Here is a 24985-nt window from a genome sequence, read left to right as displayed (position 1 = left end):
ATAATCCAAAAAGGAGGTTTTACGAATGCCGAAAGATAAAAAAGTTCAGACGAAAAGCACATTAAGAAGCATGCAGGAAGTGACTTACCAGCGTGAATTTAAAAAAGCCGACCGGGCCGGAGGATACACGGACAGCGGACGCAAATAAATACCTATTTAAGAAGAACTTACGCTAGTGGGAATGGCAATATCTGCATACTTTTGGCACAAATAATTACCTGTTTAAGAAAAACCTTTTACGTAAAAAGTAGTTTTGCGGGGGCAACCGCAAACTGCTTGAAAGGGGTTTTTTAAATGAGCCGCGGACATCAGCATAAAACACGCGATAAAAATAAAGCAACATTGCCGCAAGTACCGAAGAACATGAAAATAGACGGGAAAGACATTGAATATTCGAGGGAACTCGCAGATGGGGAAGATTTGGAAGCACAAGCCCGTTCCGACGCTGCGGCAAAAAGAGCGAAAAACAGTCGGTAAAATAAAACGGGAGGCCTTTCCATGAGGCTCCCGTTTTTTGTGGATGATGTGCATAAACCTTTCAATACCTTTATTCCCAATATGATTTGATGTGCATAAATTTGTGCACATTTTTTGTGTATAAAATGTGGATATTGTGGATAACCAGAAAAATCCCTTTTCTTTACCAGTTCAAGATGTGTATAACCCTGTGGAAACTCAACTGGAGCACGGACGACCGTGTGCGTAAACCGTTTCGGCGCGTGCGTACAGGCATTTTTACAGCTGGTTTGGTGCTGCTTGTTGCTTTGCGCTTTCCACAAGCGCGCGGATTTTTTCCGTTTCCCCGTGCTGGAAGAGCTCGATGATTTTGCTCCCGGCCACCACGCCGCTGCAGTAACGGGTTAAACGGCGGACCTGCTCCGGGCTGGAAACGCCAAAGCCGGCAAGAACAGGCACCCGGCTGATGCTTGATAAGAAATCCAGGTAATCCTCGATATTGTCGTGAAAATTTGTACGGGTGCCGGTTGTACCGGTGACCGTGACAGCATACAGAAACCCATCTGAACGGGAGGCGATTTCCTCAAGCCGGTCTTTCGGGCTTGTAATGGCAGCCAGCCGGATGAGCGCCAGGCCGCATTTTGCCAGTTCTCCGGCAATTTCCTCTTCTTCCTCGATGGGCAAATCTGGAATAATCAGTCCGTCAACACCGGCATTCGCGCAGTCTGCTGCAAATTTTTCCAGCCCGTAGGCAAAAACCGGGTTGAAATACGTCATGAGAATAATCGGAACTTGCCTTGGATGGGCTTTTAAATGGTCCAGCACTTTTTTCATTGTCGTACCTGCCTTAAAAGCGCGGAGTCCTGCCGCCTGGATGACCGGGCCGTCTGCGACCGGGTCGGAAAACGGAATGCCAAGTTCAATTGCCGTTGCCCCGCAAGCTTCTAAAAACGCAAGCCTTTTCTCCGTCTCTTCCATTCCGCCGTCCCCTGCCATAATATAAGGGACAAACGCTTGATCACCGCGTGCAAGAACCGTTTCAAACTGTGCTTCCAATTTTTGTTTACCCATTGTTTTCCCCTCCAAACAAGCGGCTGACCGCTCCTTCATCTTTGTCCCTGCGCTCCAAGAGGCTAGCAGCAATCGTTTTTGCCGATTGCAGCGCAAAACTGTTGCCATGTGTGCTTTCCAGGGCCGGAATTTCACCCATTGTTTTCCCCTCCAAGCAAGTGGCTGACTGCTTCTACATCTTTGTCCCCGCGCCCCGACAGGCAAACGGCGATTGTTTCGTCTTTCCCCATTGTTTTTGCCAGTTTCAGTGCAAAACTGATAGCATGTGCGCTTTCCAGGGCCGGGATAATGCCTTCTGTCCTTGAAAGCAACCGGAATGCATCCAATGCTTCATCGTCATTCACGGACGTATACGTAACCCGGCCCGTTTCTTTTAAATAGCTGTGTTCCGGCCCGACTCCCGGATAATCAAGCCCGGCCGATACCGAATAAGCTTCCTGGATTTGCCCGTCGTCATTTTGCAGCAGATATGTTTTCATGCCGTGAAGCACGCCGAGTTTGCCGTCGCTTAAAGACGCCGCGTGCTTTCCTGTTCCAAGGCCGGCGCCGCCCGCTTCCACGCCGAACAATTTTACGGACTTATCTTCCACAAACGGATAAAACATGCCGATCGAATTGCTGCCGCCGCCGACACAGGCGACAACTGCATCGGGAAGTTTGCCTGTCTGTTCTACAATCTGTTTTTTCGTTTCTTTCCCAATCACACTTTGGAAATCGCGGACAATTTGCGGAAACGGATGCGGGCCGACTGCTGAACCCATAATGTAGTGCGTGTCTTCCACATGGGCAACCCAGTAGCGGAGTGCCTCGTTGACCGCATCCTTCAATGTGCCGCTGCCCTGCGCCACACTTTTGACCTTTGCACCGAGCAATTCCATTCTGAATACATTGAGCTTTTGCCGGCGGATATCTTCTTCCCCCATAAAAATTATGCATTCAAGGCCGAGCAGCGCGCACACAGTTGCTGTTGCCACTCCGTGCTGGCCGGCGCCCGTTTCGGCAACGACTTTCTTTTTTCTCATTCTAAGCGTAAGCAGCGCCTGGCCGACTGTGTTGTTGATTTTATGTGCCCCCGTATGATTCAAATCTTCGCGTTTCAGGAAAATTTTCGGGCCGCCGCCAAGCTTTGTTAAGTTTTCTGCAAAATAAAGCGGGGTTTCACGACCGACATATTGCTTCAGCAGTTTCTCCAATTCCGCATGAAAAGCCGGATCGTTCATGGCTTCACGATAAGCTTGCTCGAGTTCTTTAACAGCTGGCATCAAGGTTTCCGGGACGAATCTCCCCCCGAAAGTCCCGAAACGGCCGTTTGTATCAGGCAGTTTGTATGTTTGCATTATCGTCACGCTCCTCTAATTTTTGAAATACTTTTCTTGCTGCTTGCACAAAGGTTTTGATTTTATCCGGGTCTTTTTCCCCGTTTGTCTCCACCCCGCTTGAAACGTCGACGATATGCGGCCGGGCGGAAAGAATCGCGGCTTCGACATTTTCCGGTGTGAGCCCGCCGGCAAGCACCACCGCCCGCTCATCCGATAGCGCCTTTGCCAATTCCCAGTCAAACGCCTTTCCGTTACCGCCGCGATATTTTCCGCCGGCGCTGTCCAAAAGCACCAGATCGCACCGGTAATCGTGTATCGCTTCGAGATCAGCATCTGTCCTTACCGGGAAAGCCTTGATTACCGGATAAGGGATTTGCGCGACGTCTTCTGCTGTTTCATCACCGTGCAGCTGCAGGTAATCGAGCCCGGCCCGCTCTGCAATTTCCGCCATTTTTTCAGGCGATTCATTGACGAATACGCCCACTTTTTCGACATGATCCGGCAACGCTTCTGCAATCTGTACTGCTTTTTCCGGTGTAATCTTCCGTTTGCTTTCGGCAAATACAAAGCCGATCATGTCCGCCCCTGCAGAGACAGCCGCTCGGGCCGCTTCAAGCGTGCGAATGCCGCAAACCTTGACTTTCCGTTTCTCCGGGAGACCGGTCAGTCTTTTTATTGCCGTTTCCGGGTCGTTTGCACGCATCAGCGTTTCCCCGACTAAAATCCCTTTTGCCCCGGCATGTTCAGCGCGAACGACATCTTTCCGGGTGCGGATGCCGCTTTCACTAATCACAAGCACATCCGGATTTGAGATTTTTGGCGCGAGCTTTTTGGCAACGCCGAGATCAACGTCAAACGTCTTTAAATTGCGGTTGTTGATGCCGATAATCCGGGCCCCTGTTTCCACAGCGGTTTCCAGTTCCGCTTCATTGTGCACTTCAAGCAGCACTTCAAGGCCGGCGCCCCGGGCATAATCGTACAGCTGACGGAGCCTTTCGGGGGAAAGAGCCGCTGCGATCAGGAGAATTACGCTTGCACCATATGCTTTTGCCCGGTCGATCTGGATTTCGTCGATGATAAAATCTTTACAGAGAACCGGAAGCCGGACTGCATCGCTTACGGCTTTCAAATCTTCCACCGATCCTTTAAAAAAGATTTCGTCCGTTAAAACGGAAATGGCGCCGGCGCCTGCTTTTTCGTAGGCAAGCGCCTGCCGGATGGGATCCACGCCCGTTCGGATATCCCCTTTTGATGGGGAGGCCCGTTTGATTTCAGCAATGATGCTTGTTTTTTCGGCGTGCATAAATGTTTCATAAAGAGAAGGGGCTTTGCGCGCGTTTGGGGCAAAAGCCTTTCCTGCAGCTTTGATACGGGCCACTTCTTTTTCTTTTTCGGCTAAAATCTTTTCTAAAAATGCCATTTAAATCGCCTCCTGCGTGAGTTTCCGGCTCGCTTCAATGAGCGCATGCAGTTTTTCAAGTGCCGCGCCCGATTCGATTGCCTGCTCCGCAATCTGGATCCCTTCTTTTACCGTCTCTGCCCGCCCTGCAGCAAAGAGCGCAAGCCCGGCATTGAAGAGCACCGTATCACGATAAGCACCTTTTTCCCCCTTTAATACTGACAGCAAAATATCGCTGTTTTTTTGCGCATCGCCGCCGCGGATCGCTTCAAGCGGGTAATACGGCAAACCGACTTCTTCCGGCGTCAGCGTAAACGTGGTAATTTTCCCGCCGTCGAGCAGCGCAAAATGGTTTTCCCCCGATAAAGATGCTTCATCAAGATAGCCGGCGCCATTGACAACGAGCGCGCGTTTTCTGCCAAGGCGGCCGAGTACCTCTGCCATCGTCCTGAGCATATCGCGCCGGTAAAGCCCGAGCAGTTGTGTTTCCAGGTTCATCGGGTTTGTGAGCGGGCCGATCAGGTTAAAAATCGTCGGGATCCGCAAATTTTTCCGGATTTTCATCATTTTTCCGAGGGCCGGATGGACATTCGGGGCAAACAGGAAGACGATGCCGATTTCTCTCAGCAAGCCTTCAATTTCTTCCGCCGGGAAAGACAAGGAAATCCCGAGTTTTTCAAGGACATCGGCGCTTCCGGTCTGGCTTGAGACACTGCGGTTGCCATGTTTGGCGACCTTCACGCCGCTTGCCGCCAGCACAAATGCGGAGGTCGAGCTGATGTTAAAACTGTGGCTGCCGTCCCCGCCCGTCCCGCAGTTGTCCATAAGCCCGGGAACGCTGCACGGAACCGGCACGGCTTTTTCACGGATCACTTCGACCAGCCCGGTAATTTCTTCCGCCGTTTCGCCTTTGCATTTCAAGACGGCCAAAAATGCGCCCATCTCCCCTTCTGTCACTTCATCTGAAAACAGTGCGCGGGATGCTTCCCGCATTTCTTCAAACGTCAGCCCTTCTTGTGCCAAAATTTTTTCAAGATACGGTTTCAACTTTCTCATCCTTTCTGATTTCGCGTAAAAAATTTTCAAGCATCTGTTTGCCGGTTTCCGTCCCGATCGACTCGGGATGAAACTGGACGCCGAAGCATGGGGCGGATTGATGTTGAATGGCCATGATTTCGCCGTCATCAAGGGATTCAGCAACCACTTCCAGGACTTCCGGGATCTTTGTCCGGTCCATGACAAGCGAGTGGTAGCGCATCACTTCGACCGGATCCGGCAGGCCGCTGAAAATTCCTTTCCCATCATGGCGCACAAGCGAAGTTTTGCCATGCTTGATTTCTTTTGCTTTTGTGATCCCTCCCCCGAATGCCGCGGCGATTGCCTGATGGCCGAGGCAGACGCCGAGCAGCGGGATTTGCCGGTAAAATGTTTTAACGACTTCAATGGAAATGCCGGCATTTTCCGGCACCCCGGGCCCCGGCGAGAGGACAATCGCTTCCGGCTTGAGCCTTCTGATTTCATCCACGGTGATCCGGTCATTGCGGAACACCTTTACTTCCTCCCCAAGTTCGCAAAAATACTGATACAAGTTGTAAGTAAAAGAGTCATAGTTATCGAGCAATAAAATCATGTGTCTGTACCTCCAGAATCGATCTCGCCTTGTTGAGCGTTTCTTCATACTCTTTTTCCGGATCGGAATCGTAGACAATGCCTGCGCCCGACTGCAAATAAGCGGTGTTGTCTTTAATCAGGAGCGAGCGGATGGCGAGCGCAAAATCGATGTCGCCGTTCAGGTTGATATAGCCAACCGCTCCCGCGTACATGCCGCGCTTCAGGGTTTCCAGGCTGTTGATGATCTGCATCGCGCGGATTTTCGGCGCGCCTGATACCGTGCCGGCCGGGAGACAGGAGATGAGCGCATCAATTCCGCTAAAACCGTCCCGCAATTTTCCCCGTACTTCCGAAACGATGTGCATCACATGCTGGAACCGCTCGACTTCCATATATTTTTGCACCCGGATGCTGCCGGGCTCGCACACCCGGCCGAGGTCGTTCCGGCTCAGATCAACGAGCATTTTATGTTCGGCAAGTTCTTTTTCATCGTGTAAAAGCTCGTTTTCAAGTCGCTCATCTTCTTCCGGGACTTTGGCGCGCGGGCGCGTTCCCGCAATCGGGTTCGTATATACCACACGCCCCTTCGTTTTGATCAGGCTTTCCGGCGATGCCCCGAGGATGACATAGCCGCCGAAGTCGAGATAAAACATGTACGGGGACGGGTTCGCTTTCCTTAACTTCCGGTAAAAATAGAACGGGTCGTGCGAGAGCGTCCCTTTCATGCGCTGTGAGAGGACAACCTGGAAAATGTCCCCGTTTTCGATATGCTGTTTTGCGGTTTCGACCATCTTCATAAATGCCTGCTTTTGAATGGCCGGGACAAAATCAACCGGGCCATAGTCAACAAATGGTTCTGCGCTCGTCTGCTGGCGAATCGCTTTTTCCATTGCCGCAAGATTTTTTTCTATTGCTTCTCCGTCTTCCCCGGTTGAAACAAGGTAGACGGTCTGGCTTTTATGGTCGTAAACAGCTATGTTTTGGTACAGCATCAAATGCAGATCGGGGATTCCTGTTTCATCTTCCGGCACACGGCCGATCTCTTCATACTGGCGGATGGCGTCATAGCCGATATAGCCGACCGCCCCGCCGTAAAACGGAAAGGGAAGCTGAATGCCAAGACGCGGCAACAGGTCTTTGACAATATCGAGCGGCTTTCCTTTTTTTATTTCTCGCCGTCCTGTCATCCGGTCAATCACTTCCAGTTCATCATCCCGCCCGATGAACGCTTTTACCGGATCAGCCCCGATAAAAGAAAACCGGCCGTTGCTGTCATTTGGCAGCGAACTTTCGAACAAAAACTTGCATTTTCCTTTCAGTCTCTTAAAAATCATGATAGGTGTTAAAACATCGCCGTTTAGCTTAACCATTTTGTATTGCATCCGTCCGCTCTCCTTTTTTATTAATGGTCACAACTAGATGGTTTTTCGCGCTCCGACTGCCACCTGGCTGAACCGGGTGAATATCCTTCACTTAACAGGCGGGTTCCGATTACAGATCCCGGCTCCCGGCTAAATAAAAAACGTCCTCTGCCCGCAGCTAGATGCTGCAGGACAGAGGACGTTTTCCAACGCGGTGCCACCTCTTTTGAAAGGATTTAAAACCTTTCCGCTCATTCAGGTACGGAGCAAGCCACTCTTTATACCCTATCCCTGTAACGGGGGAAGCCGTGTTTCCCTACTACACAGTTCAGGAAACCTCTCATAAGCCCATTCTGCAAAGGCAGTTCGTGCCGGACTCCCACCCACGCCGGCTCTCTGGAACGCTTGCCATTTGCATACTCTTCTTACTCAACGATTTTCTTTTATGGAATTTTTTTAACGGAACGCAAAAAGGGTTCCCAATCCATGTAAAGGACGGGGAACCCGCGGTGCCACCTTTATTGGCTTAATCAGCCCGGCTTTGACGGTATCAGGGAAAAACCGTAATACCTGCCTTTTGTAACGATAAGGCATTCGCCAAAGCCTACTCCGGAATCGTTTCGGTTTGGAAGCTCGGAAGCCCATTCGCCTGCACGTCATCACCGGTTCGCACCACCCACCGGCTCTCTTCGGAATCCACACAGGTTACTCTTCTTCTTCATCGCCTGAAAAATGTTTCATTGATTGATTATTATCTTAATGCTGAAAATAAGAATTGTCAACCTTCATTTCAAAAATTTTTTTATTTTTTTCAGCCCATTTTTCCAAGTAACATTTGGCGGACAAACCTTGTCTTCCTTGTGAAAAAGTGACTTGGCCTACCCGGGAAAAAATACGCGAAAGGGCACGCATGGCCACTTCGTTCGAAGAAGGGGTCCGGTTAGGACATTTTACTTTGCACATTCATCATTGTTTAGACCACTGTATTCTTCCAATCAACATCCTAACGCAAAATATCGATCAAGTTCTTATTGGCTGCATTTTTAGCCGGCAATATGCCAAATAGAATGCCGACAAAGGTAGAGACGCAAAAAGCGAGTAAAAAGCTTCCTACACCGATCACGGCACGGAAAGGTAAGAAGAGCGAAATGAGCCACGCGAGTCCACCACCTATCCCAAAACCAATCAAGCCGCCTATTCCCGTCAACAACACCGCTTCCAAAAGGAACTGGAATAAGATATTCTTTGGGGTTGAGCCGATAGCGAGACGAATGCCAATTTCCCGGGTACGTTCAGAGACAGAAATATACATCATGTTCATTACCCCAATCCCAGCAATAAACAGCGAAATCCCGGCAATTGCGCTAATGAAGTAGGTTAAACTGTTAATGACTGATCCAATGCCTTTCAAGATTTGCCCCATTTCTATATGCTCATAGCTCCCCTGCAAATGATGGCTGCCCTGCTTGTTGAGCAGGCTGACGATTTTTTTTGTTTGTTTACTGACGTTTTCCCCGCGATTGAAGACCAGTTTTAATTTATTTCCCACGTTGCTGATATTACTTTTCTTATAAACCTTTTTGGGAATCATTATATCATGAAAATCATCGGCATTTTCAAAGACTCCGATAACATGGTAGCTAATCCCATTCACGATGACAGCCGTATCTAAGGCACGATTGGGTTGAATATAAATAGAAGCCGCCAATTTTTTTGAAATTAAAGCAACAGGATCAGCGAATGTGATATTATTTTGAGAGATATTATGGCCAGCAGAAATCTCTTGTTCCGAAGAAGAACGTTTAAGAAGCTTTACTGTTACGTTTTGTTCGCTACCATTTAGCGAAGCCTGGACATCGACTGTCCCATTGTCATCGTTAATAATATGAGCCTCTGCCAGTCCGAAGCTTGCCCCGGCGGAATTTAATAACGATAGATCCGACTCATTAAAACCAGATTCGGCCGCGTTCAAATCGTCAGCATAATATTCCACGACAGTTGACTGCTTGCCCGAATTGGACGCCTGTAAATTTTTAAGAGTTGCTTTCTCAACGCCTTTACCTAAGGAAATAATCGTAATCACCGAGGCAATGCCGATAACGATGCCCAACATTGTTAAAATACTTCGCCTTCGATTCGCCAAAAGCGAACGTATTGCAGTAAAAAACAGTTCGGCTGCCCTCATTTGCTGACGCTCCTATCGCTTTCAATCCGGCCATCCATAATTTGAATCATACGTTGGCTCTGGCTGGCAACTTGGTAATCGTGCGTAACCATAATAATGGTGGATCGTAATTTTTGATTTAAGTCAAGGAACAGTTTTAAAATCTCTTGCGAAGTATGCCTGTCAAGTGCGCCAGTGGGCTCATCGGCCAGTAAGAAACTCGGCTTGGATATAAGGGCGCGGGCAATGGCAACACGCTGTTGCTGGCCGCCCGACAGCTGGGACGGCAACTTTTTAGCAATTCCTTTTAAATGCACACTTTGTAATACATTATTCACTCGTTCGCCGATGTCCTTTCGGCGGTATCCGGCATAAAGCAGCGGTAAACCAACATTCTCAGCAACCGTTAAATTCGCAATCAGTTTAAAATTTTGGAAAACGAAGCCCACGTTTTGATTTCGCAACTTTGCATAGTCTTTTGATGACTTGCCAATTACCGAATTCCTCTTAAACAAGTATTCACCCTCAAATTGATTATCAAGAAAGCCAATGATATTAATGAGCGTTGATTTGCCCGAACCCGACGGCCCCATAATTGCCACGAACTCTCCTTGATTAATTTCCAAAGAAATATCCTTCAGCACATGAATTTTTTCATCTCCTTGTTGATAATACTTGTTGAGCCGTTCTAATCGAATCAATCAGTTCACCTTCGCTCCATCTTTTAGTCGTTTGTCCGGATCAGCCACAATACGATCGCCGGGGTGCAATCCGCTTTTGAGGGTGTAGAAACCGTTCTGTTTCTCTACCGCCACAGTGCGAAAACGTGCTTTTCCATTTACGACTAAATAAACGGCCGTTTGACCATTCTTTTTGATAATGGCTTTGCTCGGAAGCTTTATTTGCTTTTGTGGTATTGTGATTTGCACGCTTTGGCCTGCCATAAAGCGGCGATCCACATCGACCGTGAAGTCATACATTGAAAAGCCTTTCTTAGTAGCGGTTTTTGAGGGTATTTTGGAAATAAACTGAATGGTTGTGGTCTGCCTCTTCCCGTTTGCCAAGGCCTTAATAACCACTTTACTCCCTACACGCAACTTGTCATAGTCATATTCGGAAACACTCGACTGGACCTCTAAAGCATCCGAGCTGATGCTGTATTGCGATTGGCCGCTATTATTAGTGGAAATACTCACCACACCATCAAACGGTGCTTTTAACCTGCCCTCCACTCTATTCTCCAGCTGATTTAATTGATCCTGTTGATTTTGCAAACCAGCTTCTGTATCTCGATAGGTATTCTGATCTCTTGCAATTTCAAGATTCAGCTCCTCTTTATTCTCTTCTTGGTGTACTGCTGATAATTTCTTTTTAAGATAAGCAATGTTTTGTTTTTGAACCGCTAAGTCGCGCTGCATTTTTAAAATACTCTGTTTCACGTCAGTAATCTTCTCTATGATTTCGTTATTATGGGTTGTTAAGAGAACATCCCCTTTTTTCACTTCATCACCGTTCCGTACATTTACTTTTTGTACTGTACCATCCGGTATTTGCAAATTCTGTGTCTGCTTTGCTGAAACCTTCCCTGTTTCAACTAACGCCGGAGTATATTTGACCACATATTGCTGGTAATGGGGTTCGCTTTTTAAACTTGCATGCGTCCTTAAAACAATTACCAAGCACAGCACTCCAAAAAGGGCGGCAATAATAATCAAAGCAATAATGAGATTTTTCTTCCCGTTAGCTGTCTCTTCATTCATGATAAAACCTCGTTCATAAATATGTTTTTATTTCTTGTTAATAAATGTGGCTTAAAACGCAACTATGGAAATCTACTTTTTAAAATCGATAACGGCAATGACGGCTGTTATTAACGATATGCAAAGTGCGAGGAGGCCAAAAATAACTGCCACCATATTTAATGTTCTATCCGGAAGATTCCAACCTATAAGTTCAAAAACCGGCTTGACTGTAACTGCTAGAATAAAAAATATAAGTGCAACTATAAAAATTGCATACTTGTTAACCAACTATCCCATCTCCTTTCAGGCAAAATATAAAAGAACACTGCCGATTAAGTTTACAATAAATACTGTGATAAATAGTATTCGTGCAAAAATCTTTTTAAATGGGCTAAACAAAAACATATATAAACCAAATAACCCGAAAGTACTTACTGGCAATAAAAATGGATAATAATGGGATATAATCAATCCGAAAGCTAAAACAAGCGGAATTCCAATCAAATATAAGATTTCACCTATTTTTTTCATTTTCCTATCCTTTCTATTTGAATAATGGTGTCAAATAGGTTTCTATTAAACCGCTGATCATAACAAATAGCATTACCACAATTAGTAATAGCAGTATATTTGTAAAATAATCTTTGATAAAGTTGCTGATATTTTTCTTGTGGAACAATTGAGGAATTAGAGCAATACCTTTAAAACCAATTACTCCACTTACAATTAAAGCAGGAATTTCGAATATTCCATGTGGTAAAATCAATAAAACAATTTTTAATACACCAAAGTCCAGATTATTCATAATGGATTCGCCAAGGATTAATCCATTTGTAAATAAATATAAAATTGTAGTTAAACCAAACGTAAAAAAACCGGAAATAATCAGACCGCACGCTAATAAATTATTGTCAATTAGATGTATCAGACTGGATGTTGTATTTAAACTTCCGCTTTTATTAACTGGATCAGCGGATGTGATACCGTATACAAAACCCGAAACATAGATTGCTGTTGTAATCGTCAACAAAATCCAATTGTTTCTTAGAATAGAGGGAACTTTATACATATATGTTTTCTACTTCCTCCTCTAATTTATCCAAGCTATAATCTTGCACGGTTATTTTTCTGGCAAGTTTGCCTTCATGGATGATTGCTATTTGGTTGCAAACAGAATGAGCTAATTCTAATAAGTGAGTTGTTATGAGCACTGTTTTTCCTTTATCCGTGTAATCTTTTAGAAATTTCCTTATAACCTTACTTGATTTTAAATCTATTCCCGTAAGCGGTTCATCTAATATTAAAATTTGAGGCTCATGTATTAGAGCAGCCGCTATCGAAATCTTTTGCTTCATTCCATGAGAATACGTTTTTATTAATTGATCTTTCTCATTATACAATTCAAAATCATTAAGGATATTCGCGGCAAATTCGACAATTTTCTTTTTTGGCACATTAAACATTCCGCCAACAAAATACAGATACTCTTCTCCCGTAAGATATTCGTATAAAATAGCGTGATCCGGTACAAATCCTATAAGATTTTGCAATGCATAATTTTTAATGTCTTGTTTTTCTCCATTTATGGTGACTTCCCCACTATCAGGAACCATCATCCCTGCAATAATTTTTAACAAAGTTGTTTTCCCTACACCGTTTGTCCCTAATATTCCAAAAAAATCGCCGTCTTTAATTTCCAGAGAAAGCCCCCTCAGAACAATTTTTTTATCGAATCGTTTTTTAATATTTTTAATCTCTATCATTCAAAATGTACCTCTCATTCATGTTAATCTTTTTTAGATATAACATAGAGAATAAATAATTAAGTAAAGTAAAAACAATCATAACTGTCCCAAGGCTTAAAAGTATAATTGAAGAAAAAGTACTGAATTTCATTAACAGGAAACTGACGAGACTTATCATTTGTAATATAATGACAAAGATACATCCTTCGTAGATATGTTGAAATGTTTTTGCTTTACTTGATTCCCCGATTTCATAGAAATGCTCCCAATTCTTTTTGGGATACAGTAAAACACTACTTGTTTGAATAAGGCTATATAAATAACCGTTACACAAAAATATAATAAAAAATACAAAATGAATCAGAATGAAATAAGGTTGCCAGAAAAAAGAAATAAAAGTTAGAAAAATCGTTAGAAACCAAACAATAAGATTATAATTTCTTAATTTTGGTTTTGCTAATTCCCATAAATTAAATACATTAGAATAAAAAATATGGTAATTTTTTAAATCTAATTCAACGGAAAGAATCATTTTTATTGCATCTCCAACAAGCTGATAGAACAATGAAGAAATTAAAAAAGCGGAAATAATCGATGCTTGAACAGGATAGCCACTAAAGTATCTTAAGATAAAAGGGAAACCAAATCCAAGAAAAAACATAACCAAAAATAGCATGTTGCCAAGATTTCTAAAAAAGAAACCATCGATTCTTAATAGAAAAGCTCTATCTTTATGTAAGATACAATAAAATATTTTCTTTTTATTTGCTAGCGGTATTGTGTTTGAGTAAACTCGATTATTTAATTTCGTGTACTCTATTAAGTCGAATCTCTCTAAAGTTTTGCTCCATATTATATATACAAGCACACATGAAACCGCCAAAATTGAAACAATGATTAAGTCGGTGGAAATGTTATTTTTACAAATTACTTGATAAGGGTTTGCCACTTTAAAATAATAAAATATTTTAGTATGGGATAATTCATACAGGGACTGTACAATATTAAATTTATTCAGCAAATAAAATCCGAAGAAGCCAATAATCACAGGTACCAATAGGTTGATAATTAATGCAATTATTTTTATAATGGATGATTTTAATGCTCTTGACCATAAAATTGATAAAATATATGGAATGTAAGAGAATAACAACGACAAGAAAAAGTTAACAAAGAAATACATAAGTACTATGAGAAGCAAATCAAATATACCGATAATTGAGTTTTGGGTTAGGTTTAAAGCTAATAAAACGGGTATTAATATTAAAATACTTGTTAGCATTGCTTTTTCAATAGTTTTATATACTAAAACAGATTTCAACTGAACAATCCTAATCCTTCTATTTTGATGGATTAACTTTCTTTCATCTTTTAAAAAATAGTCTCTATTGTTTTTGAAAAAACTTAGGGACGAAGCGATTTGTTCAATGAAAATGAATACCAACAGTAACTGTAAATATGTATTTGGGAGCATGTATTTCTTACTAATATAAAACGACAAAATAAACACTAGTAATGAAGTGAGAAAGATAAAGGATAATAAAGCATAAAAGGCCTTTTTAACCCCAATATGATTCAGATTCCAATCGTCTAATTTTTTTCTTGTCTTTGAGAGTATATTAAATTTCACAATATAATACAGTATACTATAATTATTATTTTTCATAAACTCGTCAACTCTTTCTTCAAACTAAAAAAGGGGGGCAGGTAATGCTAATTACCAAGCAGCCGCGTACTTTTTACCGTATTTTTTGATCATCGCTTTAGCAGTAGCGACAACAGCGTAAGAGATAGCTCCAGCGCCTGTTACAACACCAATTAAAGAAATAATTGATGCAATCGTTGAAGCAGTATCGATAATATCGATAGCCTTCTTTGCTGCGGCGGTGGAAATGCCAAGGGTGCTTGCTAAGTAAGCATTGCCAGGCAAAACTGCAGTTTGATGAATAGTGATTTGTAGTGTGCTGATATACGCAACCGATGACAGAGTGGCGAGTACCAGCCCAATTACCACAAACAGAAATACCCTTTTTTTGTTAGTTAAGCTATTTACCATACATTTCACTCCAATCTTAATTTTTATATATATAGTTTAATAGCCCCCCCATTATTAAACTATATAATTTAAAAAATAAGAGAGACCGATATTCACAAATTTAATCAGCAAATAAATGAGTGTTAAATAAAATACTTTTTTTCTGTTGCTTGATAAAATATTAACTCCTAAAAGGAAAAATAAAACAGTACTTAACCATAAAAAAGGATCCGCTATTTGCGTAAGGAAACTCTGCTTTCCAACAATATAGATTTTGCTTGCATTTGCATGAAACAGATTTACTATGCCTGCTATGACAAGTTTAAATGAAAGAAATAATGAAGTTAGGGAATAAACTAATAAATAATCTTTTTTCTTTTTTTTAATTCCAAACAGGAATCCAAAAAAAGCAACCACTAAAGCTCCTATTAATATGCCAACTATTGACGTAAGCACCGTAAAACTTTGAACAACATAAAATATTACATTAATTGAAGAGCCAAGATGATTTTCTTTATCAACCTGAGACCAAAACAAATTTAGCGCTTTTTGATGAATACAGTATTGAAAAAAAGCATTAAATATTACTATAAAAAATAAAGAAATAAAAATCCAATAAGTATTTGATGATGTTATTCCTTTTTTCATTTGTTTATCTCTCCATTAATTGTTTAATATTGTTAATAATTGAATTCTTCAATCTTTTTTCCTCAACTCATAAGAAAATCAAGGGTATTTTTTATCAGTTATTAAGGACATTAAGAACTTTAGAAAGATACACTAATCAACGTATCTGATACTCATATTTTAATAGGCCCTAGAGCCATTGTCACCGAAATCTTTGTGTGGTATTACCGAAAAATTTGTGTGGTATCACCGAAAAAAAGTGGACAGATGCTACCCAAACATTGATGGCTAATACAAAAAAGCGGAATTCTGTGCGAATCCGCTCTATCCATGGATTTTTATATGAATCAGCGAAATAATCCTCATTTTTTTACTCTATCTGCTGGCCTCAGGCATGTACCTTATTTTTGTTTTAATTTCAAATGTCTTTTATTATTCCTTATGTTCTACAATGGTTATTACCCTAGAAACAATAGTAGTAAAAAGAATAATCCAGGGATTTCCCTAAAAAGAAAGAAGTCCCACAAAAATCTCAATCCAAAAAATATTTCATAGAATGAAAAGTTGGAAACCAACTTCGTTTATATAACAGAAAACAGTTCAGATTGCACATTAAATAAAATGACCATTTAAACATTTTTCATATAAAATTGTCTGAGACTGCCATCAAATTCGACGTCTGATAACACCATTGAAACAATAGCGCGTAGCAAAAAGATGACTTAACGGTACGACAAGCAATCCATATACTGCTATCACAAGTACGGCTTCCATCGCATCTGGCCTTTGTAGCATGACAACAATGCCCGCAAGGCCGGTACCAATTAGCAATTCCTTGACCACACGATTCCATAAAATCCGTGCCCAAGATTGACCCGCCAACCGAAGCGGGAAGTCATGTTTCGCCCGTAATATCGCGGTAATCAACGCACTGATCACTGTTGCGACAGTGAAAGCAACCACCAAGGCAATCAGCGCAAAGCTCTGCAACCTTACAACATTCGCTGCAAACTGCGCTTGAAGAATCCCATCTTCAGCAATGTAAGCAATATGAAGTTCACCATGAATGCCGTGTTCGCGTAACGCGCGCACATCAAGGCCGTGATTTTTTAACAATTGCTGTGTAGCAGCCACACCGGTAAACACAATGTTACTAGTTGAAGCCATGGAGGTTAGTGTAGAATCGTTAAATGCATCATAAATCGATGGCACAACAACGACCAGGACATCGTCAGCAAAGTGAAGACTTTGGCCCCCACCTCCTTGGGCCACTGGTAACTGAAACCCTTTTACTGGTTGCATAAACTGAAGCTGTCCGAATGATTCCCTAGAAAAACCATGCCTTGATAGAAGTTTAGTCTCTTCACGAACCATTTGAATGAGTCCCTTTGGAATACTGCGATAAGGTACCGGTTTAACAGCTGACTGTGGTGCACCCTTAGTCACTAGGTCGAGCCAACGCTGGTTCACGAATGAGACTGCTGAATACTTTCCAGAATCAGCCGGTAATCCCATTTCTTTGGTAAAAGTATAAGATAGAGCAACCTTATCACGCGATTCAGCTTCTTTTACTAATTTGCCAATTTGGGGTTCCAAGCTGTCCATTTCATCAACATCTGTTGCAAATACAATGGCGACTTGGTCTGCCAATTGCTTCCACTGTGCCATTTCAGCTGCCATAGCTGAAGAGTGTTTGTATGTAGACCATGCGGGTCCGGCCGCAGCAACCACCAGTAGAAAAGTTAATACTTGAATCACAATTGCCGCTACACGCAGGCTCTTTACTGCTGGTTGTCTGGTGGCAAGCATGGTGGCGCTCGGCCAGGCAGAAGCCGACATAACAAACGCTACGAATAGGGATACACCGATGATTGCAACTTGTAGACTTACTAAAGCTTTGAGAAAGGCACCTACGTACATCCAGCCATGAAATATACCTACATAGCCTGCTGAAACCACCACCACGACTAACGCCGCAAGCAGTAGTGCACCACCGAACCCTGATAGATCCTGCATTTGGATTTGTACGGTTGGACATCCACCTAAAACACGGAGCGCTCGCCCGCGTGCTCTCAACGACAACCAAAACAACGCCAGTGCGGCGATTAGCGCAAAAGCTGCAACAACAGCAGCAGCAAATCCCCTTTCCCGCACCACAAATTCTAGACTGCGAAAAATTGACGCATCCGTACGACTCACCTTAACACCTGATTGCTTTAACGAGTTCACCAACTCATTCAAGTGGGTTTCCTTTCCGGTCACTAAATATAAACCATCAGGGTAAGAAGTGGCAAGTCTCTCCTTCCCAACGATCTTACCTGTACCTTCGCCGCCAAACCAAGTAAATTCCTTGGGGAAGCCCTCATTATTAAGTGCCACGAAAATCTGAGCATCGCCATCCCCCTCAAGATCCGGTGCAACCTTGACTAGTCCCAGACCCCAGCGTGCATCTAATTTCTCCAACGTGTCAAATGCCTTAGTAATGGAAATATTTGATTCGCTAAAGTCTAGGCTAATCCTACTCCCAGTATGAATGGCTTGCGGAAAGTCTCGATCATATAGGCCTGTGATAATTGCAGCGAGCAACGCAAGTAGTGCAAACAAGGCACTCGCAACCACCACGATAATACGCTTATACACAGATAAACCCTCCATGAACGTCAGAAACTCGACTCACCGTTTCCCAATGTTTTTTATTATTATTGTTGAGCCTCTGTGTAATAGCGAGGATTAGCAGATCATGTTTTTTCATTTATTCCTTTCCTTCCTTCACACTGTTATTCGGCCAACATATTAAAAAAAACAAATGAATTATTGCCATGCTGTTTCCTAATGTAAAAAGTCATCCTACGGTGGAAATAGGCATTAGTTCTTCACCAGATATACCGGGACCCCGAACCCGTTTCGACGGCTGAGAAGATCATCAATCGCTTTACGCTCAGTTTTTGTACCATATTTCACCATGACCAGTCCCCGGTTCTGGTCTTTGGAGCAAGGCCTCCCCACTTCAACTGTAATGTCATCCCCTATTGATTTTATCTCCTTAGTAAGTTTTTGATGGCTAGCAATCGCCTCATCTACCTTCGACACAGTCGGCAGCTGATTGCACGGCGGATGCGTGTCCTCTGAGCCTGAGAACCAGCCGTTCAGTAACGCAAGCGCTCCCACTATTAGCAACAAACCGACAACCACACCAATAATTTTCTTATGAACCGGCTTCATAAGGTTTCTCCCATATTACCAGTTAAATCAGTAGAAGACGGATTATGTAATGAACTGTTAGAACCGACTTCATATTTGGCACCACATGCGTTAATCATCTCGGAATCGTGCGTTGACACAATCACTGTACGACCACTCAGAGCAAATTTTACCAACAAATGGAAGACTTTTTTCCGATTGACTGCGTCAAGAGAAGCAGTAGGCTCATCAACAAATAGAAGCTCCGCATCCTTGTAAACAGCACGCGCTAAAGCTAATCGCTGTTTTTCTCCTCCGCTTAGGTGACCGGCCAGCTCCTTTTCCCGGCCCTGTAAACCTGTTTGCTCAAGTACCTTCGCCAAGCGTTCGCGATTTCCCCTGAAACGCCGACCAAACATACTTGCATGCATGGTTACATTGAAAGCAATCGACTCCTCATCCATGATTCCGTAATCTTGAAGTATGAAGGCTGCGTGATCACACCAAAATTTGCGTCGTGCCGATGAATTGTACTTTGTAACATCTTTTCCATTAAATAAAATCTGGCCTTGATCCACCGGGAGCAACAACCCAAGGCAGTGCAGAAGTGTGGTTTTCCCACACCCACTGGGACCAACGAGAGCTGTCATGGTTCCGGAATTGCAACGTACTGACTCAGCATGCAGCACGGGTACTCCTCCAATTGAAACGGAGATGTCCTTGGCTTCGATCAACTTTTCATCCTCCAATCAAATTTGATATAAAAAAAGACATCACCAACACACAGTACAAATGACCTAATTTACTTTGCACTGAGGGGATCCTTAATTGTCAAAAAAGTGCCTAAAAAATGACACGTTTATTTTAATTGACAAAAGAGCCATTGTCACCGAAATTTTTGTGTGGCATGACCGAAATCTTTGCGGGGTATCACCGAAATTTTTGTGTGGTAACACCGAAAAAAAGTGGACAGCTGCTGCCCAAACATTGGTGGCTAATACCAAAAAAGCGGAATTCTTTGCAAATCCGCTCTATCCATGAATTTTATATGAATCAGGCGAAATAATCCTCATTTCTTTTACTCTATCCGCCACTTGTTCTCTGGAATGAATGCCCAATTTTTTATAAATGGAGCGCAGCTGATACTCTACAGAACGTTGAGTGATGTAAAGTTTAGCAGCAATTTCCTTGTTCGTATCACCGTCAATTAAACACTCAATAATTTCTATTTCTCTTTCACTAAACAGATTTTCAGTTTCCTTTTTCAACCGGAGGGTGTAAACAGACTCTTTCACAAGGGTATTTGGAAAAATGCTGTATCCACTGATAACGGCATGGACAGCGTTAATTAATGTATTCACTGAGGCCGTTTTACTGATAATCCCGGAAATGCCTTCTTCAATTAATTGATCCAACACAATAGCAAGTTCTGAATCAAAACCCGTATAAATAATAATTTTAGCTTGCGGCTGTAATTTGATTATTTTTTTTGATATTTCCAGACCGTTCACTTCAGGAAAACTCCAGTCAATAAGAAAAACATCATAATTCGCACTCTCTATCTTTTCTTTTAAATAATCAGCAGAAAAAATGGCTTCCGCTTCAAATCCTGCGTTTTGCAGCAAACTCTTCGTACCGCTTGCCACTAAACGATGATCATCAATGACAAGTATGGACGCCATCATTATACTCCTCCTTGTAAAACTGGCTATTTATAAACCTCGGCTGATTGGCCAGACAATTTCTAAATGAAGCCCTTTCCTACCGTTTCCTGTTTTAAGTGAGTCTATGTTTAATTGACCGCCGGTAATGGCTACGCGCCCGTTTAAACCTGGCCATCCCATTGTGCTGAAATGATGCTGGGGTTTGAGTACATCTTTGTCTATCCCAATCCCATCATCATCGTAAAGAAGAATATACCTCGTGCTTTCTTCAGCCAAAATTAAGCTTACATGCTCTGCTTGGGAATGCTTGATCGCGTTGTTTAAAAGCTCTTGGACAATACGATACATGTTGATTTCCAGTTCACGATCAAAAATTGTAAAATGCTGATCGATATGCATATGTAAAGCAAATGATGATTGTTTTTGTACTTGAAGGCATAATTGATTCAGAGCAAGGGGCAAGCCCATTTTGTGAATAAATTCCGGATGTAAATGATGTATGATTTCCCGCAATGTTTTAATGTTATTTAAAATTCCCTCCCGAATTTCGGACAGCATGTCAATAACAAATGGATCAGCACAACCGGCCCTTTTGATATCGACATCCCTCGCCAGTGCCAGCAGCTCTTGTATGATCGTGTCGTGTAGATCCCTCGACAATTGCTTGCGTTCGCGCTCTGAAATGTTAAAAATTGCTTTTTTTACTGTATGCGGCAACAAATCCCGGTCTTTTTCCAAGCTTAATAAAGCGATAAGGTCTTCAGCCTTGTCCTGATTCTCAATCACAACCTGTGCATAGTTTAAAAGCGTCTCAAGCCAAATCTTTTCATCGGGATTGAGCTTTCTTCGCATTTTCCAACGCCCATATAAAAAGATCGTGCCGCTTTTGTCATGATACAAGTTGATTTTAAACCCGTGCACATCCATCTGAAGACGTTCTGTACATTCATTCGTCATCGAGTGATGTGTCACATTCACTTTAGTATTGTCGAGTAAAGAAATAGCTTTCCCATTCTGATCGACCTTTACTAAAGTAACTTCCTTAGCTGGCAGAAAGTTTTCAATTTCCCGTTTCAAAATAAAGGCTAAATTAGCCAGCTTATGCTCCGACTTCATCCATTGCAAAAAACGATTCAAGCTCATTTGAAAATCCTGCCGTTTTGGAAACATAATTTTTCTAAACCGGTATTCGACATAATCTTTTATATATAAAAACAACAGTATAACAGTAAAAACGAACAGAGCCAGGCGTGTAATCCTAAATATATTGCCCGACAGTTTACCCGGATCAAAAGCGAGCGTTCCCGTTAAAATAACGGACATTATCATTAGGCTCATCAAGCAATAATAATGCAGCCGGTTGATAATAAAGGACAAATCAATCATTTTATAAGTCAGCACCAAATAGCCCGTTGTAATTGGTAAAAAAACAAGAAAAGGTGTTGTCCACTCCCATGGCATGATTGAATCCTTGAAAATGACGATTGGAAGTGCGTAAAGTGTGACAAATGGCATAAGGGCAAGGAAGATACCCGTAAAAAGCACCTGTAATGATTTTTTCACCTCACTGTTTTTCGTTTGATAATATAATCGAAAAACAGAGATCATAAGAATGATAAAGACAACGGGCACAAAAAACAGTTCAAGCGGATAATCGGCGGCGATTACCCGGTTTATCAAAACAAGTCCGGCGCCTAAATATAGAAAAGAAAGCACATGGTTTGAAACCAGTCGTGATGAGGAATGATAATAATTTCGCAAAAAATGTAGCAGCAATACCAGACTGATACACATAAATATCCCCACTGTATACCTGCTCCAATTGTAGATTCGGGAATTGGCACTAATATTTAGTAATACGGGGACGATTACTGCTAAAAAAAGGATCAGGACTGGAATTGACTTGTTTTTATCCAGAAATTTAAATAAAAAACATCCTAAAGAAAAACAAACCAAAAAGAAAACCGATGGAACAAGAAAATAATAAATCATTCCAGTAACAGGCTGATGATTATCTATTTTATATTGTACATCCTGGTTCCCGCGTTCTATCGTTATTTTCTTAGCGTCACTAATAATCTCCTTATGTTGGACGGATGGCTTTTTTGTTGGAGAACGTCCGTCAATAAGCCGGATAACATCCCCCCTGTAAATGGACTGTTCAGAAGCCCACCCGTACGGATCTACACTGTCCACCACGATTTGATGATCCGCCTTTTTGACAATAATGCCTATGTATGGATACTTAAAAATAACAAACACAAAATACGTAGCAAGTATAAACGACAAAAATAAACCAGTTAGCAAAAGAAAGCGCATTCTAATCATTTTATATCAGGCCCATAAACGATAATCTTGACTGTTCTCCCCTTTGATAGCATTCAATACGGCACATTTATCTTCTTCAGTAAAAGATTCCGGGTAATCAAAAGTCCCCGCTTTAATTTCTTCAATCAGATGTGGTTGCTTCATCAACTGGTAAATAAACGTTTCCATCTTATCATCTCCCATATTATTCATCTATCATCCATATAATACCATTTATATATTTTAAAATGATGTTTCCAACTAAAGATTAAGGAAAAAACTAAGATTTACAATCTTAAGTTTCTCCTGGGATATCCGCCTTGAAATGAATTCCATCAACAAAGCTCTTGATTTGTCGTTTAATGGTTTCGTCAACGGACAATTTATCAATAATGTTTTTTGCTTTTATTTTTTCAGCTTCTATTAAAACTCTTGTATAGAGAATAACACCTGATGATTGAATCCATGCCTCCAATGATTGAATGGCTAGTAATCGATCTAAAGACAGCCGATTTTCAAAATAAGATGCCACTGCCTTTCCGATTCGGCTTGGGTGATGGGCGAGATACATGGTAGCCAGTGTCCATTTTTTGTGAATTAGATCATTTTTTTCACCCAAATGGAGAACATCATCAAGATCGTTCTCGAGCTGGGCACAAATACCTATTCCAGTTGCATACTCACCTATTAAATGAAGATCAGTAGTATTACCAGCTAGCATAGCTCCGCACAAGCAAGCGAGCGCACAAAGTGCTCCTGATTTTTGCTTAATTACTGCAATATATTCTTCTTCTTTCAATGGTGCATTTCGAATATCAGCAAATTGACCATGAACGGAACGATTTATTCGGTCAACGATTAGTTGAAAAGCCAAATTATTTTTTTGACTGCCTAAAAATCCATTCAATTTTGACATAGCCAACAACAAAAAGGCCGTTTCCACCGTCAATGATTGGCCTGCATGATCTTGCATCCATGGCGAGCGATGATGATCCTGATCTTGCCAGTCATCTAAAATATTAAAGGCAAGTATAATCAGTTCTACACATGCTGCCACATGAAAAACAGAAGCGCTTTTTCCGCCCAGCAAATGGTGGTGGTTTACACACAACATTCCAAAAGGAAGATTTGTTTTCTCATGCTCACTCGCATATTTGTGAGCCATATCTTTCATTTCTCCATAAAAAAAACCTTCAATTAATTCATGAAGCGCGTATTTTATATCAGTTAAAGTGCCTCTGATTCAGTTGCATCATAATCCCTCTCCCATTTTTTAAAAAAATATAAAGAGGACCCCAATCCACGTAAAGGACGGGAAACCCGCGGTGCCACCTTTATTGGCTTGATCAGCCCGGCTTTGACGGTATCAGGGAAAAACCGTATACCTGCCTTTTGTAACGATAAGGCATTCGCCAAAGCCTACTCCGGACGTTTCGGTTTGGAAGCTCGGAAGCCCATTCGCCTGCATGTCATCACCGGTTCGCACCACCCACCGGCTCTCTTCGGAATCCACAAAGGTTACGCTTCTTCATTGCCATTGATTGATTATTATCTTAATGCTGAAAATAAAAAATGTCAATCTTCATTTTAAAAATCTTTTTATTTTTGTCAACCCATTTTTCATATTTGGATAACGGAACGGGATGTCGAAGACGGTTGTTTGTCGTAACACACTTTTCCGGTGGGAGAAGGCATTAAAGCTTTCCTTTCCGTGGTAAGCGCCCATCCCGCTTGCCCCGACGCCGCCGAACGGCTCAAATGGCAGTTCAAGAAGCGCCTGGCTCGTTTCTACCCCGCCTTCGATCACGGCGATAAAATCTTCCGGGAATATTTCTTCCACCAGTTTTTTCAAAGCTTTTGAAGTATGCGGCGTGTATTCCGACGGCTTGATCACTGCACAGTTTCCGGCGGCCACTGCGCCAACAAGTGGTACAAGCGCGAGCTGCAGCGGAAAGTTCCATGGCGAAATAATGAGCGCCGTGCCGTACGGTTCCGGTATAATCATGCTTTTTGAACCGGCATGGGTGAGCGGCGTTTTTGCCCGCTCCGGTTTCATCCATCTTTTCAAATGTTTCAATGTAAATGAAAGCTCGCTCAGAAGAATGCCGATTTCTGTTGCATACGCATCAAACGCCGACTTGTTCAAGTCTTTCCGGAGCGCACCCGACAGTGCCCTTTCATGCCGGATAACAGCTTTTTTCAGCGCCTCAAGCGCCCTAATGCGGAATGCATACGGCTTTGTTTTCTCCGAATAAAAGAAAGCTTGCTGTTTTGCCAGAATCGACTCTGCATTCATACGGAATC

General features: G+C 42.5%; 26 protein-coding genes and 3 other annotated features. Of the genes, 2 read left to right on the top strand and 24 right to left on the bottom strand.

Going from position 1 to position 24985, the window contains the following annotated elements; translation table 11 throughout:
- Nucleotides 1-25: 25 nt before the first annotated feature.
- Nucleotides 26-148, top strand: a complete 123-nt coding sequence (locus tag BCOA_RS34705; RefSeq protein ID WP_014097357.1) for a YfhE family protein — start codon at nucleotides 26-28, stop codon at nucleotides 146-148.
- A gap of 146 nt (nucleotides 149-294) precedes the next feature.
- Nucleotides 295-477: a YfhD family protein gene (locus tag BCOA_RS27885; RefSeq protein ID WP_014097356.1), complete on the top strand. Its 183-nt coding sequence runs from the start codon at nucleotides 295-297 to the stop codon at nucleotides 475-477.
- Between the two features lie 258 nt (nucleotides 478-735).
- Here the strand turns inward: BCOA_RS27885 and trpA are convergent, their stop codons facing one another.
- The 24 genes from trpA to BCOA_RS27765 all read right to left on the bottom strand — a co-directional run bounded on the left by trpA (nucleotide 736) and on the right by BCOA_RS27765 (nucleotide 24977).
- Nucleotides 736-1527, bottom strand: a complete 792-nt coding sequence (gene trpA / locus BCOA_RS27880) for a tryptophan synthase subunit alpha (protein WP_014097355.1) — start codon at nucleotides 1525-1527, stop codon at nucleotides 736-738.
- Nucleotides 1520-1666, bottom strand: a complete 147-nt coding sequence (locus BCOA_RS35380) for a hypothetical protein (RefSeq protein WP_187287742.1) — start codon at nucleotides 1664-1666, stop codon at nucleotides 1520-1522. Before BCOA_RS35380 ends, trpA begins: the two co-directional genes overlap by 8 nt.
- Nucleotides 1659-2864: a tryptophan synthase subunit beta gene (trpB, locus tag BCOA_RS27875; RefSeq protein ID WP_014097354.1), complete on the bottom strand. Its 1206-nt coding sequence runs from the start codon at nucleotides 2862-2864 to the stop codon at nucleotides 1659-1661. Before trpB ends, BCOA_RS35380 begins: the two co-directional genes overlap by 8 nt.
- A complete protein-coding gene (gene trpCF / locus BCOA_RS27870; protein ID WP_014097353.1) occupies nucleotides 2842-4266 on the bottom strand; it encodes a bifunctional indole-3-glycerol-phosphate synthase TrpC/phosphoribosylanthranilate isomerase TrpF in 1425 nt (474 codons plus the stop codon). The genes trpB and trpCF overlap by 23 nt, the downstream gene beginning before the upstream one ends.
- A complete protein-coding gene (gene trpD, locus BCOA_RS27865; RefSeq protein WP_014097352.1) occupies nucleotides 4267-5292 on the bottom strand; it encodes an anthranilate phosphoribosyltransferase in 1026 nt (341 codons plus the stop codon).
- On the bottom strand, nucleotides 5276-5875 hold the full coding sequence (locus tag BCOA_RS27860; protein ID WP_014097351.1) for an anthranilate synthase component II: 600 nt from the start codon (nucleotides 5873-5875) through the stop codon (nucleotides 5276-5278). The genes trpD and BCOA_RS27860 overlap by 17 nt, the downstream gene beginning before the upstream one ends.
- The gene (gene trpE / locus BCOA_RS27855) at nucleotides 5856-7238 is read right to left on the bottom strand and encodes an anthranilate synthase component I (protein WP_014097350.1); all 1383 of its coding nucleotides are present in this window, start codon (nucleotides 7236-7238) and stop codon (nucleotides 5856-5858) included. Before trpE ends, BCOA_RS27860 begins: the two co-directional genes overlap by 20 nt.
- A 171-nt stretch (nucleotides 7239-7409) precedes the next feature.
- Nucleotides 7410-7659: a binding site (T-box leader), on the bottom strand.
- Nucleotides 7660-7705: 46 nt separating this feature from the next.
- Nucleotides 7706-7948: a binding site (T-box leader), on the bottom strand.
- Between the two features lie 272 nt (nucleotides 7949-8220).
- A complete protein-coding gene (locus BCOA_RS27850; RefSeq protein ID WP_014097349.1) occupies nucleotides 8221-9402 on the bottom strand; it encodes an ABC transporter permease in 1182 nt (393 codons plus the stop codon).
- The gene (locus tag BCOA_RS27845; RefSeq protein WP_014097348.1) at nucleotides 9399-10082 is read right to left on the bottom strand and encodes an ABC transporter ATP-binding protein; all 684 of its coding nucleotides are present in this window, start codon (nucleotides 10080-10082) and stop codon (nucleotides 9399-9401) included. Before BCOA_RS27845 ends, BCOA_RS27850 begins: the two co-directional genes overlap by 4 nt.
- Nucleotides 10083-11141, bottom strand: coding sequence for an efflux RND transporter periplasmic adaptor subunit (locus tag BCOA_RS27840; RefSeq protein WP_014097347.1), 1059 nt, complete (start codon nucleotides 11139-11141; stop codon nucleotides 10083-10085).
- 285 nt (nucleotides 11142-11426) lie between these two features.
- A complete protein-coding gene (locus BCOA_RS35465) occupies nucleotides 11427-11654 on the bottom strand; it encodes a DUF5970 family protein (protein ID WP_014097345.1) in 228 nt (75 codons plus the stop codon).
- Nucleotides 11655-11667: 13 nt separating this feature from the next.
- Nucleotides 11668-12192 carry a stage II sporulation protein M gene (locus tag BCOA_RS27825; protein ID WP_014097344.1) on the bottom strand — a complete coding sequence of 175 codons (525 nt, stop codon included), beginning with the start codon at nucleotides 12190-12192 and terminating at the stop codon, nucleotides 11668-11670.
- A complete protein-coding gene (locus tag BCOA_RS27820; protein ID WP_014097343.1) occupies nucleotides 12185-12886 on the bottom strand; it encodes an ABC transporter ATP-binding protein in 702 nt (233 codons plus the stop codon). The genes BCOA_RS27825 and BCOA_RS27820 overlap by 8 nt, the downstream gene beginning before the upstream one ends.
- On the bottom strand, nucleotides 12873-14189 hold the full coding sequence (locus BCOA_RS27815; protein WP_158657236.1) for a hypothetical protein: 1317 nt from the start codon (nucleotides 14187-14189) through the stop codon (nucleotides 12873-12875). The genes BCOA_RS27820 and BCOA_RS27815 overlap by 14 nt, the downstream gene beginning before the upstream one ends.
- A gap of 396 nt (nucleotides 14190-14585) precedes the next feature.
- Nucleotides 14586-14924 (bottom strand): uberolysin/carnocyclin family circular bacteriocin, encoded by a 339-nt coding sequence (locus BCOA_RS27810; RefSeq protein WP_014097341.1) that lies wholly within the window; start codon nucleotides 14922-14924, stop codon nucleotides 14586-14588.
- Between the two features lie 54 nt (nucleotides 14925-14978).
- Nucleotides 14979-15551 carry a hypothetical protein gene (locus BCOA_RS27805; protein ID WP_014097340.1) on the bottom strand — a complete coding sequence of 191 codons (573 nt, stop codon included), beginning with the start codon at nucleotides 15549-15551 and terminating at the stop codon, nucleotides 14979-14981.
- A gap of 645 nt (nucleotides 15552-16196) precedes the next feature.
- Nucleotides 16197-18170: a hypothetical protein gene (locus tag BCOA_RS27800; protein ID WP_014097339.1), complete on the bottom strand. Its 1974-nt coding sequence runs from the start codon at nucleotides 18168-18170 to the stop codon at nucleotides 16197-16199.
- A 225-nt stretch (nucleotides 18171-18395) separates the two neighbouring features.
- Nucleotides 18396-18752, bottom strand: a complete 357-nt coding sequence (locus BCOA_RS27795; protein WP_014097337.1) for a hypothetical protein — start codon at nucleotides 18750-18752, stop codon at nucleotides 18396-18398.
- Nucleotides 18749-19444: an ABC transporter ATP-binding protein gene (locus BCOA_RS27790; protein ID WP_014097336.1), complete on the bottom strand. Its 696-nt coding sequence runs from the start codon at nucleotides 19442-19444 to the stop codon at nucleotides 18749-18751. The genes BCOA_RS27795 and BCOA_RS27790 overlap by 4 nt, the downstream gene beginning before the upstream one ends.
- A 297-nt stretch (nucleotides 19445-19741) precedes the next feature.
- Entirely contained in the window at nucleotides 19742-20392 is a 651-nt protein-coding gene (locus BCOA_RS27780; RefSeq protein WP_225620915.1) for a response regulator transcription factor, read from the bottom strand.
- A gap of 30 nt (nucleotides 20393-20422) precedes the next feature.
- Nucleotides 20423-22702: a sensor histidine kinase gene (locus tag BCOA_RS27775; RefSeq protein ID WP_014097333.1), complete on the bottom strand. Its 2280-nt coding sequence runs from the start codon at nucleotides 22700-22702 to the stop codon at nucleotides 20423-20425.
- 6 nt (nucleotides 22703-22708) lie between these two features.
- On the bottom strand, nucleotides 22709-22870 hold the full coding sequence (locus BCOA_RS35370) for a hypothetical protein (RefSeq protein ID WP_014097332.1): 162 nt from the start codon (nucleotides 22868-22870) through the stop codon (nucleotides 22709-22711).
- Nucleotides 22871-22976: 106 nt separating this feature from the next.
- Nucleotides 22977-23855 carry a polyprenyl synthetase family protein gene (locus BCOA_RS27770; RefSeq protein WP_233896595.1) on the bottom strand — a complete coding sequence of 293 codons (879 nt, stop codon included), beginning with the start codon at nucleotides 23853-23855 and terminating at the stop codon, nucleotides 22977-22979.
- A gap of 130 nt (nucleotides 23856-23985) precedes the next feature.
- Nucleotides 23986-24222: a binding site (T-box leader), on the bottom strand.
- A gap of 41 nt (nucleotides 24223-24263) precedes the next feature.
- Nucleotides 24264-24977: an aldehyde dehydrogenase family protein gene (locus BCOA_RS27765; protein ID WP_014097330.1), complete on the bottom strand. Its 714-nt coding sequence runs from the start codon at nucleotides 24975-24977 to the stop codon at nucleotides 24264-24266.
- Between the last annotated feature and the right edge of the window lie 8 nt (nucleotides 24978-24985).

This window comes from Heyndrickxia coagulans 36D1, from assembly GCF_000169195.2.
GTDB lineage: Bacteria > Bacillota > Bacilli > Bacillales > Bacillaceae_C > Weizmannia > Weizmannia faecalis.
This window is presented reverse-complemented; position numbering and strand designations above follow the sequence as displayed.

Excerpts from the sequence above, each read along its gene's own strand:
- BCOA_RS34705 (WP_014097357.1), top strand. The coding sequence starts at position 26 with ATGCCGAAAGATAAAAAAGTTCAGACGAAAAGCACATTAAGAAGCATG.
- BCOA_RS27885 (WP_014097356.1), top strand. The coding sequence starts at position 295 with ATGAGCCGCGGACATCAGCATAAAACACGCGATAAAAATAAAGCAACA.
- trpA (WP_014097355.1), bottom strand. The coding sequence starts at position 1,527 with ATGGGTAAACAAAAATTGGAAGCACAGTTTGAAACGGTTCTTGCACGC.
- BCOA_RS35380 (WP_187287742.1), bottom strand. The coding sequence starts at position 1,666 with ATGGGTGAAATTCCGGCCCTGGAAAGCACACATGGCAACAGTTTTGCG.
- trpB (WP_014097354.1), bottom strand. The coding sequence starts at position 2,864 with ATGCAAACATACAAACTGCCTGATACAAACGGCCGTTTCGGGACTTTC.
- trpCF (WP_014097353.1), bottom strand. The coding sequence starts at position 4,266 with ATGGCATTTTTAGAAAAGATTTTAGCCGAAAAAGAAAAAGAAGTGGCC.
- BCOA_RS27860 (WP_014097351.1), bottom strand. The coding sequence starts at position 5,875 with ATGATTTTATTGCTCGATAACTATGACTCTTTTACTTACAACTTGTAT.
- trpE (WP_014097350.1), bottom strand. The coding sequence starts at position 7,238 with ATGCAATACAAAATGGTTAAGCTAAACGGCGATGTTTTAACACCTATC.
- BCOA_RS27850 (WP_014097349.1), bottom strand. The coding sequence starts at position 9,402 with ATGAGGGCAGCCGAACTGTTTTTTACTGCAATACGTTCGCTTTTGGCG.
- BCOA_RS27840 (WP_014097347.1), bottom strand. The coding sequence starts at position 11,141 with ATGAATGAAGAGACAGCTAACGGGAAGAAAAATCTCATTATTGCTTTG.
- BCOA_RS35465 (WP_014097345.1), bottom strand. The coding sequence starts at position 11,654 with ATGAAAAAAATAGGTGAAATCTTATATTTGATTGGAATTCCGCTTGTT.
- BCOA_RS27825 (WP_014097344.1), bottom strand. The coding sequence starts at position 12,192 with ATGTATAAAGTTCCCTCTATTCTAAGAAACAATTGGATTTTGTTGACG.
- BCOA_RS27820 (WP_014097343.1), bottom strand. The coding sequence starts at position 12,886 with ATGATAGAGATTAAAAATATTAAAAAACGATTCGATAAAAAAATTGTT.
- BCOA_RS27810 (WP_014097341.1), bottom strand. The coding sequence starts at position 14,924 with ATGGTAAATAGCTTAACTAACAAAAAAAGGGTATTTCTGTTTGTGGTA.
- BCOA_RS27805 (WP_014097340.1), bottom strand. The coding sequence starts at position 15,551 with ATGAAAAAAGGAATAACATCATCAAATACTTATTGGATTTTTATTTCT.
- BCOA_RS27795 (WP_014097337.1), bottom strand. The coding sequence starts at position 18,752 with ATGAAGCCGGTTCATAAGAAAATTATTGGTGTGGTTGTCGGTTTGTTG.
- BCOA_RS27780 (WP_225620915.1), bottom strand. The coding sequence starts at position 20,392 with ATGGCGTCCATACTTGTCATTGATGATCATCGTTTAGTGGCAAGCGGT.
- BCOA_RS27775 (WP_014097333.1), bottom strand. The coding sequence starts at position 22,702 with ATGATTAGAATGCGCTTTCTTTTGCTAACTGGTTTATTTTTGTCGTTT.
- BCOA_RS35370 (WP_014097332.1), bottom strand. The coding sequence starts at position 22,870 with ATGGAAACGTTTATTTACCAGTTGATGAAGCAACCACATCTGATTGAA.
- BCOA_RS27770 (WP_233896595.1), bottom strand. The coding sequence starts at position 23,855 with ATGAAAGATATGGCTCACAAATATGCGAGTGAGCATGAGAAAACAAAT.
- BCOA_RS27765 (WP_014097330.1), bottom strand. The coding sequence starts at position 24,977 with ATGAATGCAGAGTCGATTCTGGCAAAACAGCAAGCTTTCTTTTATTCG.